Below are 15,545 nucleotides of genomic sequence, written 5' to 3' on the forward strand. Positions count from 1 at the left end.
GACGTCAACTATAGTGCGAATTCAGGAAGCGTAGCGTTGAGCTTGCTCAATCGTGCGCCGCGGTGCGGCGCACGATCCACAGTGCAGATTTATTGCTTGACGCAGTCGACGAAGTAGTCTTTGCGGCCATTTACTTCGCGCTTCACGAGGCCGTGCACGTCGGTCTCGAAACCTGGGAAGCGTTCATTGAAGTCGCGCGCGAAACGCAGGTAGTCCACGATGGTCTTGTTGAAGCGCTCGCCCGGGATCAGCAGCGGAATGCCCGGCGGGTAAGGCGTCAGCAGGATCGACGTGATGCGGCCTTCCAGGTCGTCCAGCGCCACGCGTTCGATTTCGCGGTGCGCCATCTTGGCGAATGCGTCCGACGGTTTCATGGCAGGCACCATGTCCGACAGGTACATCTCGGTGGTCAGGCGCGCCACGTCGTAGGCCTTGTAGAAGTCGTGGATCTGCTGGCACAGGTCGCGCAGGCCCATTTGTTCGTAGCGCGGGTTGGCAGCCGAGAACTCCGGCAGGATGCGCCACATCGGGGCGTTCTTGTCGTAGTCGTCCTTGAACTGTTGCAGCGCGGTCAGCAGAGTGTTCCAGCGGCCTTTGGTGATGCCGATGGTGAACATGATGAAGAAGGAGTACAGGCCGCACTTCTCGACGATCACGCCGTGTTCCGCCAGGTACTTGGTCACGATCGAGGCCGGGATGCCGGTCTCGCCGAACTGGCCGTCCAGCGACAGGCCCGGGTTGACGATGGTGGCCTTGATCGGGTCCAGCATGTTGAAGCCCGGCTTCAGGTCGCCGAAGCCGTGCCACTTCTTGCTCTCTTCGGTGAAGATCCAGTCTTCCTGCGAGCCGATGCCTTCTTCGGCGAAGCTGTCCGGGCCCCAGACCTTGAACCACCAGTCCTGGCCCCATTCCTCGTCGATCTTCTTCATCGCGCGGCGGAAGTCCAGCGCTTCCAGGATGGATTCTTCCACCAGGGCGGTGCCGCCCGGCGCTTCCATCATGGCCGCCGCCACGTCGCAGGAGGCGATGATCGAATACTGCGGCGAGGTCGAGGTGTGCATCAGGTAGGCCTCGTTGAAGGCATCCTTGTCCAGCTTCACGGTCTCGGAGTCGCGCACCAGAACCTGCGAAGCCTGGGACAGGCCGGCCAGCAGCTTGTGGGTCGACTGGGTCGAGAAGATCATCGACTCCTTGGCGCGCGGACGGTCCTTGCCGATCGCGTGCATGTTCTTGTAGAAGTCGTGGAAGGTGGCGTGCGGCAGCCAGGCTTCGTCGAAGTGCAGGGTGTCGATCTTGCCGTCCAACATTTCGCGCAGGGTTTCCACGTTGTAGACCACGCCGTCGTAGGTCGACTGCGTAATGGTCAGGATGCGCGGCTTCTTGTTGGCCGCAGCCTGGGCGAACGGGTTGTTGGCGATCTTGCGCTCGATGCTCTCCATCGAGAATTCTTCCAGCGGGATCGGGCCGATGATGCCCAGGTTGTTCCGGGTCGGCATCAGGAACACGGGGATCGCGCCGCACATGATGATCGAGTGCAGGATCGATTTGTGACAGTTGCGGTCCACCACGACGATGTCGCCCGGCGCCACGGTCGAATGCCACACCATCTTGTTGGAGGTGGAAGTGCCGTTGGTGACGAAGTAGGCGTGGTCGGCGTTGTAGATGCGGGCGGCGTTGCGCTCGGACGCGGCGACCGGGCCGGTGTGGTCCAGCAGCTGGCCCAGTTCCTCCACCGCGTTGCAGACGTCGGCGCGCAGCATGTTCTCGCCGAAGAACTGGTGGAACATCTGGCCGATCGGCGACTTCAGGAAGGCCACGCCGCCGGAGTGGCCAGGGCAGTGCCAGGAGTAGGAGCCGTCGTTCGCGTAGTGCACCAGGGCGCGGAAGAAGGGCGGCGCCAGGCTGTCCAGGTAGGACTTGGCTTCGCGGATGATGTGGCGCGCCACGAATTCCGGGGTGTCCTCGAACATGTGGATGAAGCCGTGCAGCTCGCGCAGGATATCGTTAGGGATATGGCGCGAAGTGCGGGTTTCGCCGTACAGGTAGATCGGGATGTCGGCGTTCTTGTGGCGGATCTCGGAAACGAAGGCGCGCAGGGAAGCCAGCGCGAAGTCGGTTTCTTCCGGGGTGCCGCCGCCGAACTCTTCGTCGTCGATCGACAGCACGAAGGCCGAGGCGCGCGACTGCTGCTGCGCAAACTGCGCCAGGTCGCCGTAGCTGGTCACACCCAGGACGTCCATGCCTTCGTTTTCCATCGCCGCGGCCAGGGCGCGAATACCCAGGCCGGACGTGTTCTCGGAACGGAAATCCTCGTCGATGATGACGATGGGGAAGCGGAATTTCATCGATGTTCTCCAGGCGCGACCAAGCGCCTCAAAAAAATAAGACCGGGAGTATCGCAGAAAACATTCCCCGGTGGTGGATTTTTTTACAGCATTGCCAGCACGCCGAGGCCAAGGCCTACCGCGGCCACGCCGTAGGTGGCATACATCAGCCATTTACGGTTGGTCAGCAGGGTGATTGCGGCCAGCGCAATAGCAATTTGTTCAGCCGTGGTAGCCAGCGCCCATTGGTGGTGCTTGTGCAGGGCATGGTCGGATTTATGGTCCCATTCGGCCGACTTGGCTTCCCACTCCTCGGCATCTTTCTTGATTGCCGACTTTTCTTCCTTGTAGCGCGCCACTTCCGCTTCGTAACGCTTCGGATCGACGTTCGGCAGGGTCATGGCCAGTTCGGCCAGGTTCTGCTTGGACGACTTGGCCTGGTAGTAGTTCCAGCGGTTGGACGCTTCGGTCTTGGCGATGGCCGCATTGTTCTTGAACAGGGCGGCATCGTTCTGCGTGGCCCCGCCCTGGTAGCCGAAGATGGCGCCCACGGTGGCCAGGATAGCCGTCGTCACGGCGATATTGCCGGAGAATTTGTCGTTGCTGTGTGCTGCGTGTTCCACGGCGTGGTCATGCGGGCCGTGGACGTGGAAACCGTGTCCGGACATGTTTAGTTCCTGCTAAAGCTAATGAATGAATAAGGCAGCCCGGCTGCCGAAACGTGATCCTCGCGCGCCACTTCCCGCCATTGGCCGGCAGCCAGCGCCGGGAAGAAGGCGTCGCACTCGTAGCTGCGGCCGATGCGGGTGATGACAAGCCTGTCAACCAGCGGCAAGGCTTGCTGGTAGACCTGCGCGCCGCCGATCACGAAAGCCTCGTCGGTGCCGGCGACCAGGGCCTGCGCTTCTTCCAGCGAGCCGACGCGCTCCACGCCCTCGTGCCGCCAATCGGCATTGCGGCTGATGACGATATTGCGGCGGTTGGGCAAAGGCCGGCCGATCGAATCGAAGGTCTTGCGGCCCATGATAATCGGATGGCCGGAAGTGAGGCGCTTGAAGTGCGCCAGGTCTTCCGGCAAGTGCCATGGAAGAGTGTTGTTGATACCTATGCCATTGCTGGAGTCAGTGGCAACGATGATGGTCAATTTTGTCATGGCCGACATTATATATCGGAGCACTTTGCACTTCGGTCACGTTGCGGAATTGCGCCACCGCAATTTATTTTCGCGCCCGAACAGGGCCTTGTGAAATTTGGATAGTTTTGGCGGGGGTGTGCCGGCGTATCGTAGCTTCCAGCGCGCTAGGAATTACTGCTGAGTAATTCTGTTTATTGGTTTTATAACGATATGGACCCCAGGAGAACCCCTGATGAAACACCCACTCAAGCATCCCAATGGGAATGCCGGGCGCGCTATTCTCGCATTGGCTGATGGCACCCTGTTCGAAGGCATCTCGATCGGTGCCAACGCGTCGACAGCCGGCGAAGTCGTATTCAATACCGCCATGAGCGGGTACCAGGAAATCCTGAGCGACCCAAGCTACAGCCGCCAGATTGTCACGCTGACCTATCCGCATATCGGCAACACGGGCGTCAACCGTGAAGACGGCGAAGCGCCGTTGATCCATGCGGCCGGCCTGGTGGTGAAGGACCTGCCTTTCATGGCCTCGAACTTCCGCAGCGAGCAGGACCTGTCGAGCTGGTTGACGGAGCAGGGCGTGGTGGCGATTGCAGGCATCGATACCCGCAAGCTGACCCGCATCCTGCGCGAGAAGGGCGCCCAGTCCGGCGCCATCATCGCCGGCGGCGCGGCGGAGGAAGCGCTGCGCCTGGCGCGCGAATTTCCGGGCCTGTCGGGCATGGACCTGGCGCAAACCGTCAGCACCGCCGCCCCTTATGAATGGACCGAGACCGAATGGATGCTGGGCCAGGGCCACGGCCGCCAGATGCAGCCGCGCTGCCACGTGGTCGCCTACGACTTCGGCGTGAAGGCGAATATCCTGCGCATGCTGGCCCAGCGCGGCTGCCGCGTCACGGTGCTGCCCGCGAAAGCCGGCGCCGCCGCCGCGCTGGCACTGAACCCGGACGGCATCTTCCTGTCGAACGGGCCGGGCGACCCGCAACCCTGCGATTACGCGATCGAAGCCGCGCGCGAACTGATCGAGCGCGGCGTGCCGACCTTCGGCATCTGCCTTGGGCACCAGATCATGGCGCTCGCTTCCGGCGCCCGCACCATGAAAATGAAATTTGGCCACCACGGCGCCAACCACCCCGTACAGGATATCGAAACCGGTCGCGTAATGATCACTTCCCAGAACCACGGCTTTGCCGTCGATCCCGATTCGCTGCCGAATAACTGCGCAGTCACGCATATTTCCCTGTTCGACGGTTCGCTGCAAGGCTTCCGCCGCACCGACAAGCCGGCGTTCTGCTTCCAGGGCCACCCCGAGGCGTCGCCCGGGCCGCACGACCTGGCGCCGCTGTTCGACCGTTTCGTGAGCATGATGGAGGGCGCGCGCCATGGCTAAGCGTACCGACATCAAGCGCATCCTGATCATTGGCGCCGGCCCGATCGTCATCGGCCAGGCATGCGAATTCGATTATTCCGGCGCCCAGGCTTGCAAGGCCCTGCGCGAGGAAGGCTATGAAGTGGTGCTGGTCAACAGCAACCCGGCCACCATCATGACCGACCCGGGCATGGCCGACGTGACCTATATCGAGCCGATCACCTGGGAAACCGTGGCACGGATCATCGAGAAAGAGCGCCCGCAAGCCGTGCTGCCTACCATGGGCGGCCAGACCGCGCTGAATTGCGCGCTGGACCTGCATCGCCACGGCGTCCTGGAAAGCTTCAACGTGGAGCTGATCGGCGCCACGCCGGAAGCCATCGACCGCGCGGAAGACCGCGCCAAGTTCAAGGCAGCCATGGAGCGCATCGGCCTGCAGTCGGCGCGTTCCGGCATCGCCCACACCATGGCCGAAGCCTGGCAGGCGCAGGAACGCCTCGGCTTCCCGGTAATTATCCGTCCGTCCTTCACCATGGGCGGCAGCGGCGGCGGCATCGCCCGCAATGCCGATGAATTCACCGCCATCTGCCTGCGCGGCCTCGAACTGTCGCCGACGTCCGAACTGCTGATCGAGGAATCGCTGATCGGCTGGAAGGAGTTCGAGATGGAAGTGGTGCGCGACCGCAAGGACAACTGCATCATCGTCTGCTCGATCGAGAACCTGGACCCGATGGGCGTGCATACCGGCGATTCGATCACCGTAGCCCCGGCGCAGACCCTGACCGACAAGGAATACCAGATCATGCGAGACGCGTCGCTGAACGTGCTGCGCGAGATCGGCGTCGATACCGGCGGCTCGAACGTGCAGTTCGCAGTCAATCCGCAAGACGGCCGCATGATCGTGATCGAGATGAACCCGCGTGTGTCGCGCTCCTCGGCGCTCGCTTCCAAGGCCACCGGCTTCCCGATTGCCCGCGTGGCCGCCAAGCTGGCGGTGGGCTTTACGCTGGACGAGCTGCAAAACGATATCACCGGCGGCGCCACCCCGGCTTCGTTCGAACCTGCGATCGACTACGTGGTCACCAAGATCCCGCGCTTCGCCTTCGAGAAATTCGCCGGCGCCAATGACCGCCTGACCACGCAGATGAAGTCCGTGGGCGAAGTGATGGCCATGGGGCGCACCTTCCAGGAATCGTTCCAGAAGGCGCTGCGCGGCCTGGACATCGGCGTGGACGGCCTGCAGCGCATCGCCACCGGCCGCGACGTGATCGAACAGGAACTGCGCCTGCCGGGCCCGCAACGCATCTGGTACGTCGGCGAAGCTTTCGCGCAAGGCATGTCGCTGGCGGAGGTGAACCGCCTTTCCCATATTGACCCGTGGTTCCTGGCCCAGATCCATGACCTGGTGGAAGTCGAGGAATGGGTGGCTTCCCAGCAGCTGGGCGGTTTCGACCGAGACGTGCTGCGCCGCCTGAAACAGCAAGGCTTCAGCGACCGCCGCCTGGCGCACCTGCTGGGCGTGCATGAAGACGCGGTGCGCAAGCAGCGCCACGCCCAGGGCATCCGTCCGGTGTACAAGCGCGTCGACACCTGTGCCGGCGAGTTCGCGACCCGCACCGCCTATATGTATTCGACCTACGACGAGGAATGCGAGGCACAGCCGACCGGCGCTCGCAAGATCATGGTGCTGGGCGGGGGCCCGAACCGGATCGGCCAGGGCATCGAATTCGATTACTGCTGCGTGCATGCCGCGCTGGCGATGCGCGAGGATGGCTACGAGACCATCATGGTGAACTGCAACCCGGAAACCGTGTCGACCGATTACGATACCTCCGACCGCCTGTATTTCGAATCGTTGACGCTGGAGGACGTACTGGAAATCGTCGCCATCGAAAAGCCCGAAGGCGTGATCGTGCAGTACGGCGGCCAGACCCCGCTCAAGCTGGCCCTGGCGCTGGAGGCGAACGGCGTGCCGATCATCGGCACCTCGCCCGACATGATCGACGCCGCCGAGGACCGCGAACGCTTCCAGAAACTGCTGTTCGAGCTGGATCTGCGCCAGCCTTCGAACCGCACCGCCCGCAACGAGCAGCAAGCCGTGGCCATGGCCGAGGAGATCGGCTACCCGCTGGTGGTGCGCCCATCGTACGTGCTGGGCGGCCGCGCCATGGAAATCGTGCACGAACGGGCCGACCTGGAGCGCTACATGCGCGAGGCGGTCAAGGTCTCGCACGACTCGCCGGTGCTGCTGGATCGCTTCCTGAACGATGCCATCGAGGTGGACGTGGACTGCGTCAGCGACGGCGCCGACGTGGTGATCGGCGGCGTGATGGAACACGTGGAACAGGCCGGCATCCACTCGGGCGATTCGGCCTGCAGCCTGCCTCCCTATTCGCTGTCCGAGGCCACCGTGGCCGAGATCAAGCGCCAGACCGTGCGCCTGGCGCGCGGCCTGAACGTGGTCGGCCTGATGAACGTGCAGTTCGCGGTGCAGCGGCAGAAAGCCGACGGCCGCATGCTGGACCGGATCTTCGTGCTGGAAGTGAATCCACGCGCTTCGCGCACCGTACCGTTTGTATCGAAGGCGACCGGCGTGCAGCTGGCCAAGGTTGCAGCGCGCTGCATGGCCGGCCGTTCGCTCGCCGAGCAGGGCGTTACCGCGGAAGTGATTCCGCCTTATTACAGCGTCAAGGAGTCTGTATTGCCATTTGCGAAATTCCCGGGCGTTGACACCATCCTTGGGCCGGAAATGAAATCCACCGGCGAAGTGATGGGGACCGGAACCACCTTCGGCGAGGCTTTCCTGAAGGCTGAACTGGGCGCCGGCGTGCGCATCCCGCTGGCGGGCTATGTCTATATGCGCGTGCGCAAGGCCGACCAGGCGCGCGCTGTCGCCTTGGCCCGGGAGCTGGCCGATGCCGGCTACCAGCTGTGCGCCAGCGAAGTGACTGCCGCAGTGCTGGAAGCTGGCGAGGTGCCCGTCAACACCATCGAGGACGAAACCCTGCTTGGGCTGCTGGCCCTGCGCGAGATCGCCATGGCCGTGGTCACGGTGGACGAGAAGCGCATCGCCATTGCGGCCACGCGCAGCCTGCGCACTGCGGCGCTGGCCTCCGGCACGGTGATGTTTACCACCATTGCAGCGGCCGAGGCAGCGGCGGAAGCGCGCAAGCACGCCGGCAACACCGGCGTGCGTTCGCTGCAGGAGCTGCATGCCATGGGCGGCAGCGAACGGCGCGAGGTGCCGCCGCCCGCGCCGCGTCCCGTGCCGGGCGCCGCGGACCTGGCAGCGGCCGCCTGGCAGATGCCGGAGCGCCGTGCGCAATCGCGCCAGCGCAGCGTCGGCGTGGAGCCGCTGAAAGTATTCATTCGCCAGCCCTTCACGGAATCGGACGAACGCCAGCAGCGCATGATCGGTGAAATCATGCAGATGATCGACAGCGCCAACGGCCTGCCGCACGTCTTCGACTACCTCACCGGCTTGCAGGCCGAGAGCGCGGAAACCTTCCGCTCCTCGTTCGAGCGCAAGCAGGGCCTGCCTTTCACGCCGCAGAATTTCCGCCGCCACCGGCTTGCATTGCTGGACCAGGCGGACGTCATGGTCAACATCCGCGTCGGAATGAGCGAAAGCAGTGCATTCGAGTTGAGCTATCACATATTCAAGGGCCGCCGAACGCCTATCCTGTTCCTGGTGTGGAAAGGCGCGCCGATCAAGACCACGCTGCTGCGCGAACTCGACGACCTGGTGGATATCACCTACATCGAGTTCGAGGAAGTCTCGGAGTTGCGTGGCCGTTTGCATCAGTTTTTCAAATGTTTGGTAAAGGAGTGAGCGATGTTCAATAATTTCAAGATCAAGACCCTGCTGGTTGGTGTGCTGGGTTTGCTGATTGGCCTGCTGGCGATTATTGGCGGCCTCGGAATCCTGAGCGCGGAGCGCTCGGTCGGACTGGTGAAAGACGTGACGGTCTCCAACCAGAAGAACATCGCGGAGCGCAATGCTATTCGCCTGGACATGGAAACGGGCCGCAGCCAGATCCTGCAGGCCTTGCAGCACAATCCCGAACTGGCCTGGAGCAAGCTGCACGACCACCCGCTGACCAACCACTTCAACATCGTCGACGAAGTCACGGCGCGCGTGAACAAGCGCTGGGAAGGCTACCTGGCCAGCATCAAGTTGCCGGAGGAGCGCAAGCTGGCCGAAGACTGGTTCGCCAAGAGCGACGGCCTGGGCGTTGAGCACGTCCGTGCCGCCACCGCCGCCGTCAGGGAAGGGCGCTGGGACGATGCGGAAACGGTGCTGATCAAGAAACTCAACCCGTCCTACCGCCTTGGCGACGGCGCACTGAAAGCGCTGTCCGAGCACGCCGACAAGCGCATCGAGGCCGATGCCGCCGCGGTCGCGGCCGGCCTGAGCCGCAACAGCACCACCGTCACCGTGGTCCTGGCCGGCGGCCTGGCGTTGAGCGTGTTCGCCGGCCTGGTGCTGCTGAAGGCGATTTCCGAGCCGCTGGCGGAAGCCATGGACGTGGCGCACCGCGTCGCCGATGGCGACCTGAAAGGCCAGGCCACCAAGCATGCGGACAACGAATTCGGCGAATTGCTGCGCGCCCTGGACAAGATGCGCGACAACCTGGCCGCCATCGTGGCCGAAGTACGCGGCGGCAGCGACACGATCTCCAGCGCGTCGGCGCAGATCGCGGCCGGCAATATGGACTTGTCCGACCGCACCGGCGAACAGGCCGCCTCGCTGGAAGAAACCGCCTCCTCGATGGAAGAACTGACCAGCACCGTGCGCCAGAACGCCGACAATGCGCGCCAGGCCAACCAGCTTGCCGTTTCGGCATCATCGGTGGCGACCAAGGGCGGGGAAGTGGTTGAACAGGTGGTGGCAACCATGGGCTCGATCAACGAGTCGTCCAACAAGATCGTGGACATCATCGCGGTCATCGACGGTATCGCCTTCCAGACCAATATCCTGGCCCTGAATGCGGCCGTGGAAGCTGCCCGGGCCGGCGAGCAGGGCCGCGGCTTCGCGGTGGTTGCCAGCGAGGTGCGCAACCTGGCGCAGCGTTCGGCCGCTGCCGCCAAGGAAATCAAGCAGTTGATCGACGATTCTGTTGGCAAAGTGGAAAGTGGCGCCAAGCTGGTCAACCAGGCCGGACACACAATGAAGGAAATCGTGTCGAGCATTCAGCGCGTGACTGATATCATGGGGGAAATTACCAGTGCTACGCAGGAACAAACTGCCGGCCTGGAACAAATCCACCAGGCCATCACCGAGATGGATACAATCACCCAGCAGAACGTGGCGCTGGTGGAAGAGGCAGCTTCGGCGTCGACGGCCCTGCAAGACCAGGCCAACAGCCTGTCGAAAGTTGTCAGCGTGTTCCAGATCGACAGCGAGCGCCGCGAGCATCCTGCCGCCGTGCAGGCCCGCGCCGTGATCCAGGCAGTACGCACCAAGCCTGCATTGCCAGCCAAGGCCAAGCCGGTGCAGCGCGACGGCAAGGGAGCCGCATCGCGCAAGGTTGCCAATAGCGAGGTAGGAGACTGGGAAGAGTTTTAATGAAGGAGCATGATTGGAATACAAAGCGTTTGAGCACTTAGTCCGACGGCTGGAGCTGGATTCAAATTCCAGCCCGGAAGCCTTCCGCCGCAAGGTATTTGCCATCAGCCTGGCCGCCTATGCAACCCTGTTCGGGTTGCTGGCCGGGCTGCTTGCGTTATTCGCCATGCTGGTGCAATGGGCAATCGAGTCGCACCGTGCCTTTGCGATGATCAAGGCTGGCCTGGCCGGCCTGTTCCTCCTTTCCCTGATCTTTGTCATCCTGCGCGTGATGCTCATGCGACTGGACCCGCCGACCGGGCGTGAACTGGTCCGCGATGAAGCGCCCAAGCTGTTCGATATCCTCGAAAAGCTGTACGGCAAGCTGAATGGCCCGCGTATCGAGCACGTGCTGATTACAGACGAATACAATGCGGCGATCGTGCAGCATGCCCGATTCGGCATTTTCGGGGGCTACCGCAACTACCTGCTGGTTGGGCTGCCGTTCCTGCTCGGCTCCACGCCGAAGGAGATGCTGGCCGTGCTGGCCCACGAATACGGCCACCTGTGCGGCGACCACGCCAAAGGGTCCACCAGGATCTATCGCCAGCGCCGCCTGTTCGTCGCCATGTACCAGCACCTGGAGAGCAGTGCGGACGACAATGTCGTGAGCGCGGCGATCGTGCGCGCCCTGAAGCGCTTCTTCCCTTATTACAGCGCCTATACCTTCGTCCTGTCGCGCCAGGACGAATACGAGGCCGACCAGACCGCCGTCGACATGGCTGGCCACACGGCGACCTCCCAGATGCTGGTACGCGCCCGCCTGCTCGGCGACTGGATTGCCCGCGACTTCTGGCCCAGCATGTACGAGAACGCGGATCGGCTGGAGCGTCCGCCGTTCATGCCGTTCTCCTCCATGCGCCTGGCGATCAAGGCCAACTACGACGAATGGGCCACCAGGAAGGCGCTGGACGCCGCCTGGGCCACGCGTTCGGATCTTGACGACACCCATCCCTGCCTGCGCGAGCGGCTCGATGCCATCGAAATGGCGCCGGTCCTGCCGCCGCCGGTCGATACCTGCGCTGCAGACGTGATGCTGGCCTCCGGCGTCGGCAAGAAACTGGAAGCGGAGCTGGACCAGGATTGGTGGGACGTCAATTCACGCGGCTGGGTTCACCGCTTCCGCCAGGTGCAGAATTCCCGTGTCCGCATCGGCGAGCTGTCGGCATCGCCGCTGTCGAAACTTTCGGTGCAGGATTTGCTGGAGCTGGCGTCGTTGAAGCTGGACTTCGAAGACACCGCGTCCGCCAAGCCGGCGCTGGTCGAATTGATGAAGCGCGGCGGCGGCCCGTATCCGCGCGCCTCGCTGATGTATGGACGCGTGCTGGTGGCCGAAGGCGACCGCCGTGGCGTCGACCACCTGCGCGAGGCCGCGCTGAATGAGCCGCGCCTGCTGGAGGAAGCCGCACAACGCGGCTACCAGTTCTTGCTGGAGAGGGACGGCGAAGCCGTTGCCAACCGCTGGTGGGGCAGCATCGTGCCCCAGGACGAACCGGCTTAAACGGCCATCGGCGCCGTCAGCGGCGCGTGGTGCTGGTAGCCTTCCAGCGTGAAGTCGGAAGGCTCGATCTTCTCCAGCCACTCCGGTTCGTACTTGCCGGTCTCGGCGAAAGCGGGTACGCGGCTATTGATGTGCAGTCGCGGCAGCGGCAGCGGCTCGCGCTTCAACTGCTCCTGCACCATGTCCATGTGGTTCTCGTAAATGTGCGCATCGCCGATAAAGTAGCTGAACCAGCGCGGCTGGTAGCCGGTCAGGCGGGCCACCAGGTGCAGCAGGGCGGCGCCTTCTGCGATATTGAAGGGCGTGCCCAGGCCGATATCGTTGCTGCGCACGTACAGGCACAGGGAGATCTCGCGCGTCGTGGCGTTCGGGATGAACTGGTACAGCAGGTGGCAGGCCGGCAGCGCCACCTGGTCCAGCACGGCCGGGTTCCAGCCGTGGAACAGGATGCGGCGGCTGGAGGGGTTGTTGACGATGGTGTCCAGGCATTCGCGCAACTGGTCGATGGCCTTGTACATCAACACTTTCTGCACGCCGTCTTCGTCCAGCGGGGCGACCTGGCGGAAGCCGTTGCGTTCTGCGTCCGCAATCTGCGCGGCGGCGGTGGCGTCCAGCACTTTGTAGCCCGGCCACTGGCGCCACTGCACGCCGTACACCGGGCCCAGGTCGTCAGTGCCGGTACGGTGCGGGTTGGCCAGCCATTGGGCGTTTTCATTGGCGTTCTGGTCCCACACCTTGCAGCCCAGGGCACGGAAGTCGGCGGCGCTGCGCGAGGCGCGCAGGAAGGCGCACAGCTCGCCAACCACCGATTTGAAGGCCAGCTTCTTGGTCGTCACGGCAGGGAAGCCGTCGTTCATGTCAAAGCGCATCATCGCGCCCGGCACGCTGAGGGTGCGGATGCCGGTGCGGTTGTCCTGCCAGCTTCCTTGTTCCAGCACGGTGCTGATCAATTCCTTGTACTGCTTCATGCGATTCTCCGTTTATCGTTTGTTGCCGCGGCCGCCGGGCTTGGAAGCTGCGCGGCCGGCGGCGCGTGCTGCCGACTTGGCGCCGCGCGTGGCGGTCACCACGACTTTGCCGCCGCCACTCGGGCCCACGGCGCCAGCGTCGCCGCGGTTTCCGTTAGCGCCCCTGCCGGCGCCGGGGCTTCCGGCGCGTGCGCCATAGATTGGTCCGCGCGAGCGTTCTTTTTCCTTTGGCGGCAGTTCTTCTTTCAGCCCGCCGAAACCGCCTGCCGGACGAGGGGTGTCATCGCGGGCTGGCTGCTGCTTGGCGGCCGCTCGCTGCGTGGGGCCGGTTGCCGTCCCTTTGGCCGGCCTGGTTGCGCCGCGGGCAGGCCTGGCGCCGGCGGTCCGTGATGCGGGCGCGCTCGGCGTGCCGGTCGAAGGCACGCGATGGTCCGCCTCGAAGCCCGCTTCTTCCTGACGCGGCAAGACCGCGCCTGTCAGCTTTTCGATTGCACGCAGCAGTTCGACTTCGTCGGCGCAAACGAGCGACACTGCCTCACCCTCGGCGCCGGCACGGCCGGTGCGGCCGATGCGGTGGACATAATCCTCGGCCACGGTCGGCAGGTCGAAATTGACCACCAGCGGCAGGGCTTCGATATCCAGGCCCCGGGCTGCAACGTCGGTCGCCACCAGGATCTGCACATCGTTGGCCTTGAAGCGCTTCAGCGCCTTGATGCGTGCCAGCTGCGGCTTGTCGCCATGGATTGAATCGGCCGGGATGCCTTGGCCCTGCAACAGGCCAAGCAACTGCTCGACACCCTTGCGTGTCTTGACGAAGACCAGGACCTGGCCCCAGCCCTCCTTGCGCAGCAGGTGCACGAACAGCTCCGGCTTGCTGCGCTTGTCGGTGGTGAACACCAGCTGGCGCACGGTGCGCGCTGCCGTGTTAGGAGTGCTGGCCTGGACGGTGAGCGGGTCGCGCAGCAACTGCCTGGCCATCGCCCGGATTGATTCCGGCATGGTGGCCGAGAACAGCAGGGTCTGGCGCTCGACCGGGAGTGCGGCAAACAGCAAATCCAGGTCGGCTGCAAAGCCCAGGTCCAGCATGCGGTCGGCTTCGTCCAGCACCAGGGCGGTCAACTGGCCGAACTCCAACGCACCTTTGCGATGGAGGTCGAGCAGGCGGCCGGGCGTGGCCACCAGCACATCCAGTCCCTTGCGCAGTTTTGCCAGCTGCGGCTCGATCGGCACGCCGCCATAGGCGACAGCGGAACGCAGCGGCAAGTTGAAGCCGTACGTATGGAAGCTCTGGTACACCTGGTCGGCCAGTTCGCGCGTCGGAACCAGCACCAGGCAGCGCGCGTGGTTGGGGGCGGCCTGGTCGCCTTCCATGGCCAGGCGCTGCAGCAGGGGCAGGGCGAAAGCGGCGGTCTTGCCGGTACCGGTTTGTGCGGCGGCCAGCAGGTCGCGGCCGGCCAGGATTGCGGGAATGGCTTGTTTCTGAATTGGCGTCGGCGTCTTGTAGCCGATCGAATCGAGTGTGCGAAGGAGCCCGTCAATCAGGTCCAGCGAAGCAAAACTCATAGCGCGTCGCTCCATAAAGTGAGGGCTTGGCGGACTTGTTCGTCCGATAGTGCAAGCAGGTTATCGCCGACATACCATTCGGTATAGCTGGCGCCGGACAGTTGCGCGTGGGCTGCGCGGTTGAGCAGCCACACGCCATGCTGCGCAGCGATCTCGTTGCGGATCTGCAGCAGGCGGTCGCGCTCGACCGGCACATGGATATGCAACATGTTCGCATGCGGCCGCGCAGGATTGGCGCGCAGCCGGGGGTAGTCGCGCAAGGTGTCGTACAGCCATTGCGTACGGCGGAAATATTCGGGCATGGCCGCCAGCCGTGCATCGAACTGCATGGCAGCGCTGACCACGTAGGGCGTGCGGTGGATCACGTTGCCGCCCTGGCGGCGAAACCATTCCTGCGCACGGGCGATGAAGTCACGGCTGCCCAGCAGCATGGCGCCGCCCAGGCCGCCGATGCCCTTGTACAGCGAAACGTAGACGCTATCGAAGCCCGCCGCCACCTCGGCCGGCGCTCGGCCGTAGCCGGCAGCAGCCTCCCACAGGCGCGCGCCATCCATGTGCAAATGGATGCCATGTTCGCGGCAGTGGGACTTGATCGCCGCCAGCTCGTCCCAACGCGGCGACTGGCCGCCCAGTTCACGCGCCGGCAGTTCGAGCGCCACGGCTGCCAGCCGGTCGGGCACGGCCTGCAAATCTGCGAGCGTGAAGGGGCGGTGCAGGTCGCCCAGCTGGATGGCCTGGAAGTGGTCCAACAGCTGGTGGTTGCTGCGTTCATGCTTGAAGATGTGCGCTGTCGGGTGCAGGCCCACCAGGCGGCTGCCGCGCTCCATGCAGGCCAGGCGCAGTGCCGTGACCTGGGTCATGGTGCCGGTGACGCAGAAGGCCGCGGCCTCGAAGCCCAGCACCTCGGCGACTTTCTGCTCGAAAGACTGGATCAGTTCACCCTCGCCATACACGTCATGGGCGATGCCGTGGGCTTCGCACCAGGCGGACATGGCGCCAAAGACCTGCGCCGGCGAAGGCTGGGGATGGTCTGGCAGGACGGTGTGGCAACCCTGGCGCAGTTCGGCGTCGCTCACG

10 protein-coding genes are annotated in these 15,545 nt (G+C 64.0%); 4 read left to right on the forward strand and 6 right to left on the reverse strand.

The genetic code is table 11. From position 1 onward, the window contains the following. Nucleotides 1-89: 89 nt before the first annotated feature. The 3 genes from ACN9MY_RS16085 to ACN9MY_RS16095 form a co-directional block, all read right to left on the reverse strand. The gene (locus tag ACN9MY_RS16085; protein WP_426161395.1) at nt 90-2,345 is read right to left on the reverse strand and encodes an Orn/Lys/Arg decarboxylase N-terminal domain-containing protein; all 2,256 of its coding nucleotides are present in this window, start codon (nt 2,343-2,345) and stop codon (nt 90-92) included. An 83-nt stretch (nt 2,346-2,428) separates the two neighbouring features. Then, nucleotides 2,429-2,992, reverse strand: coding sequence for a DUF4337 domain-containing protein (locus ACN9MY_RS16090; protein WP_426161396.1), 564 nt, complete (start codon nt 2,990-2,992; stop codon nt 2,429-2,431). A gap of 2 nt (nt 2,993-2,994) precedes the next feature. Continuing rightward, entirely contained in the window at nt 2,995-3,477 is a 483-nt protein-coding gene (locus ACN9MY_RS16095) for a dihydrofolate reductase (protein WP_426335730.1), read from the reverse strand. Between the two features lie 214 nt (nt 3,478-3,691). Between ACN9MY_RS16095 and carA the strand changes: the two genes are divergently transcribed. From carA to ACN9MY_RS16115, 4 genes are read left to right on the forward strand one after another with little or no spacing between them, the layout of a single operon-like run. Beyond that, nucleotides 3,692-4,849, forward strand: coding sequence for a glutamine-hydrolyzing carbamoyl-phosphate synthase small subunit (carA, locus tag ACN9MY_RS16100; RefSeq protein WP_426317890.1), 1,158 nt, complete (start codon nt 3,692-3,694; stop codon nt 4,847-4,849). Next, nucleotides 4,842-8,660, forward strand: coding sequence for a carbamoyl-phosphate synthase large subunit (gene carB / locus ACN9MY_RS16105; RefSeq protein ID WP_426335731.1), 3,819 nt, complete (start codon nt 4,842-4,844; stop codon nt 8,658-8,660). The genes carA and carB overlap by 8 nt, the downstream gene beginning before the upstream one ends. Before the next feature lie 3 nt (nt 8,661-8,663). Continuing rightward, entirely contained in the window at nt 8,664-10,397 is a 1,734-nt protein-coding gene (locus ACN9MY_RS16110; RefSeq protein WP_426335732.1) for a methyl-accepting chemotaxis protein, read from the forward strand. A 13-nt stretch (nt 10,398-10,410) separates the two neighbouring features. Further along, nucleotides 10,411-11,937 (forward strand): M48 family metallopeptidase, encoded by a 1,527-nt coding sequence (locus ACN9MY_RS16115; RefSeq protein WP_426317893.1) that lies wholly within the window; start codon nt 10,411-10,413, stop codon nt 11,935-11,937. On the opposite strand, the gene ACN9MY_RS16120 is transcribed toward ACN9MY_RS16115, so the two are convergent. From ACN9MY_RS16120 to ACN9MY_RS16130, 3 genes are read right to left on the reverse strand one after another with little or no spacing between them, the layout of a single operon-like run. Continuing rightward, complete coding sequence (locus ACN9MY_RS16120; protein WP_426317894.1) at nt 11,934-12,905, reverse strand: thymidylate synthase; 972 nt, start codon at nt 12,903-12,905, stop codon at nt 11,934-11,936. The two genes, ACN9MY_RS16115 and ACN9MY_RS16120, sit on opposite strands and share 4 nt — an antisense overlap. Nucleotides 12,906-12,917: 12 nt before the next feature. Further along, nucleotides 12,918-14,468, reverse strand: coding sequence for a DEAD/DEAH box helicase (locus ACN9MY_RS16125; protein ID WP_426335733.1), 1,551 nt, complete (start codon nt 14,466-14,468; stop codon nt 12,918-12,920). Further along, entirely contained in the window at nt 14,465-15,544 is a 1,080-nt protein-coding gene (locus ACN9MY_RS16130) for a threonine aldolase family protein (RefSeq protein ID WP_426335734.1), read from the reverse strand. The genes ACN9MY_RS16125 and ACN9MY_RS16130 overlap by 4 nt, the downstream gene beginning before the upstream one ends. Between the last annotated feature and the right edge of the window lies 1 nt (nt 15,545).

The sequence above is a fragment of the Pseudoduganella sp. R-31 genome (assembly GCF_049913235.1).
Classification (GTDB): Bacteria; Pseudomonadota; Gammaproteobacteria; order Burkholderiales; family Burkholderiaceae_D; genus Rugamonas.

Coding starts and splice junctions, on each gene's coding strand:
- ACN9MY_RS16120 (WP_426317894.1), bottom strand. CDS start 12,905: ATGAAGCAGTACAAGGAATTGATCAGCACCGTGCTGGAACAAGGAAGC.
- ACN9MY_RS16085 (WP_426161395.1), bottom strand. CDS start 2,345: ATGAAATTCCGCTTCCCCATCGTCATCATCGACGAGGATTTCCGTTCC.
- carA (WP_426317890.1), top strand. CDS start 3,692: ATGAAACACCCACTCAAGCATCCCAATGGGAATGCCGGGCGCGCTATT.
- ACN9MY_RS16110 (WP_426335732.1), top strand. CDS start 8,664: ATGTTCAATAATTTCAAGATCAAGACCCTGCTGGTTGGTGTGCTGGGT.
- ACN9MY_RS16125 (WP_426335733.1), bottom strand. CDS start 14,468: ATGAGTTTTGCTTCGCTGGACCTGATTGACGGGCTCCTTCGCACACTC.
- carB (WP_426335731.1), top strand. CDS start 4,842: ATGGCTAAGCGTACCGACATCAAGCGCATCCTGATCATTGGCGCCGGC.
- ACN9MY_RS16095 (WP_426335730.1), bottom strand. CDS start 3,477: ATGACAAAATTGACCATCATCGTTGCCACTGACTCCAGCAATGGCATA.
- ACN9MY_RS16090 (WP_426161396.1), bottom strand. CDS start 2,992: ATGTCCGGACACGGTTTCCACGTCCACGGCCCGCATGACCACGCCGTG.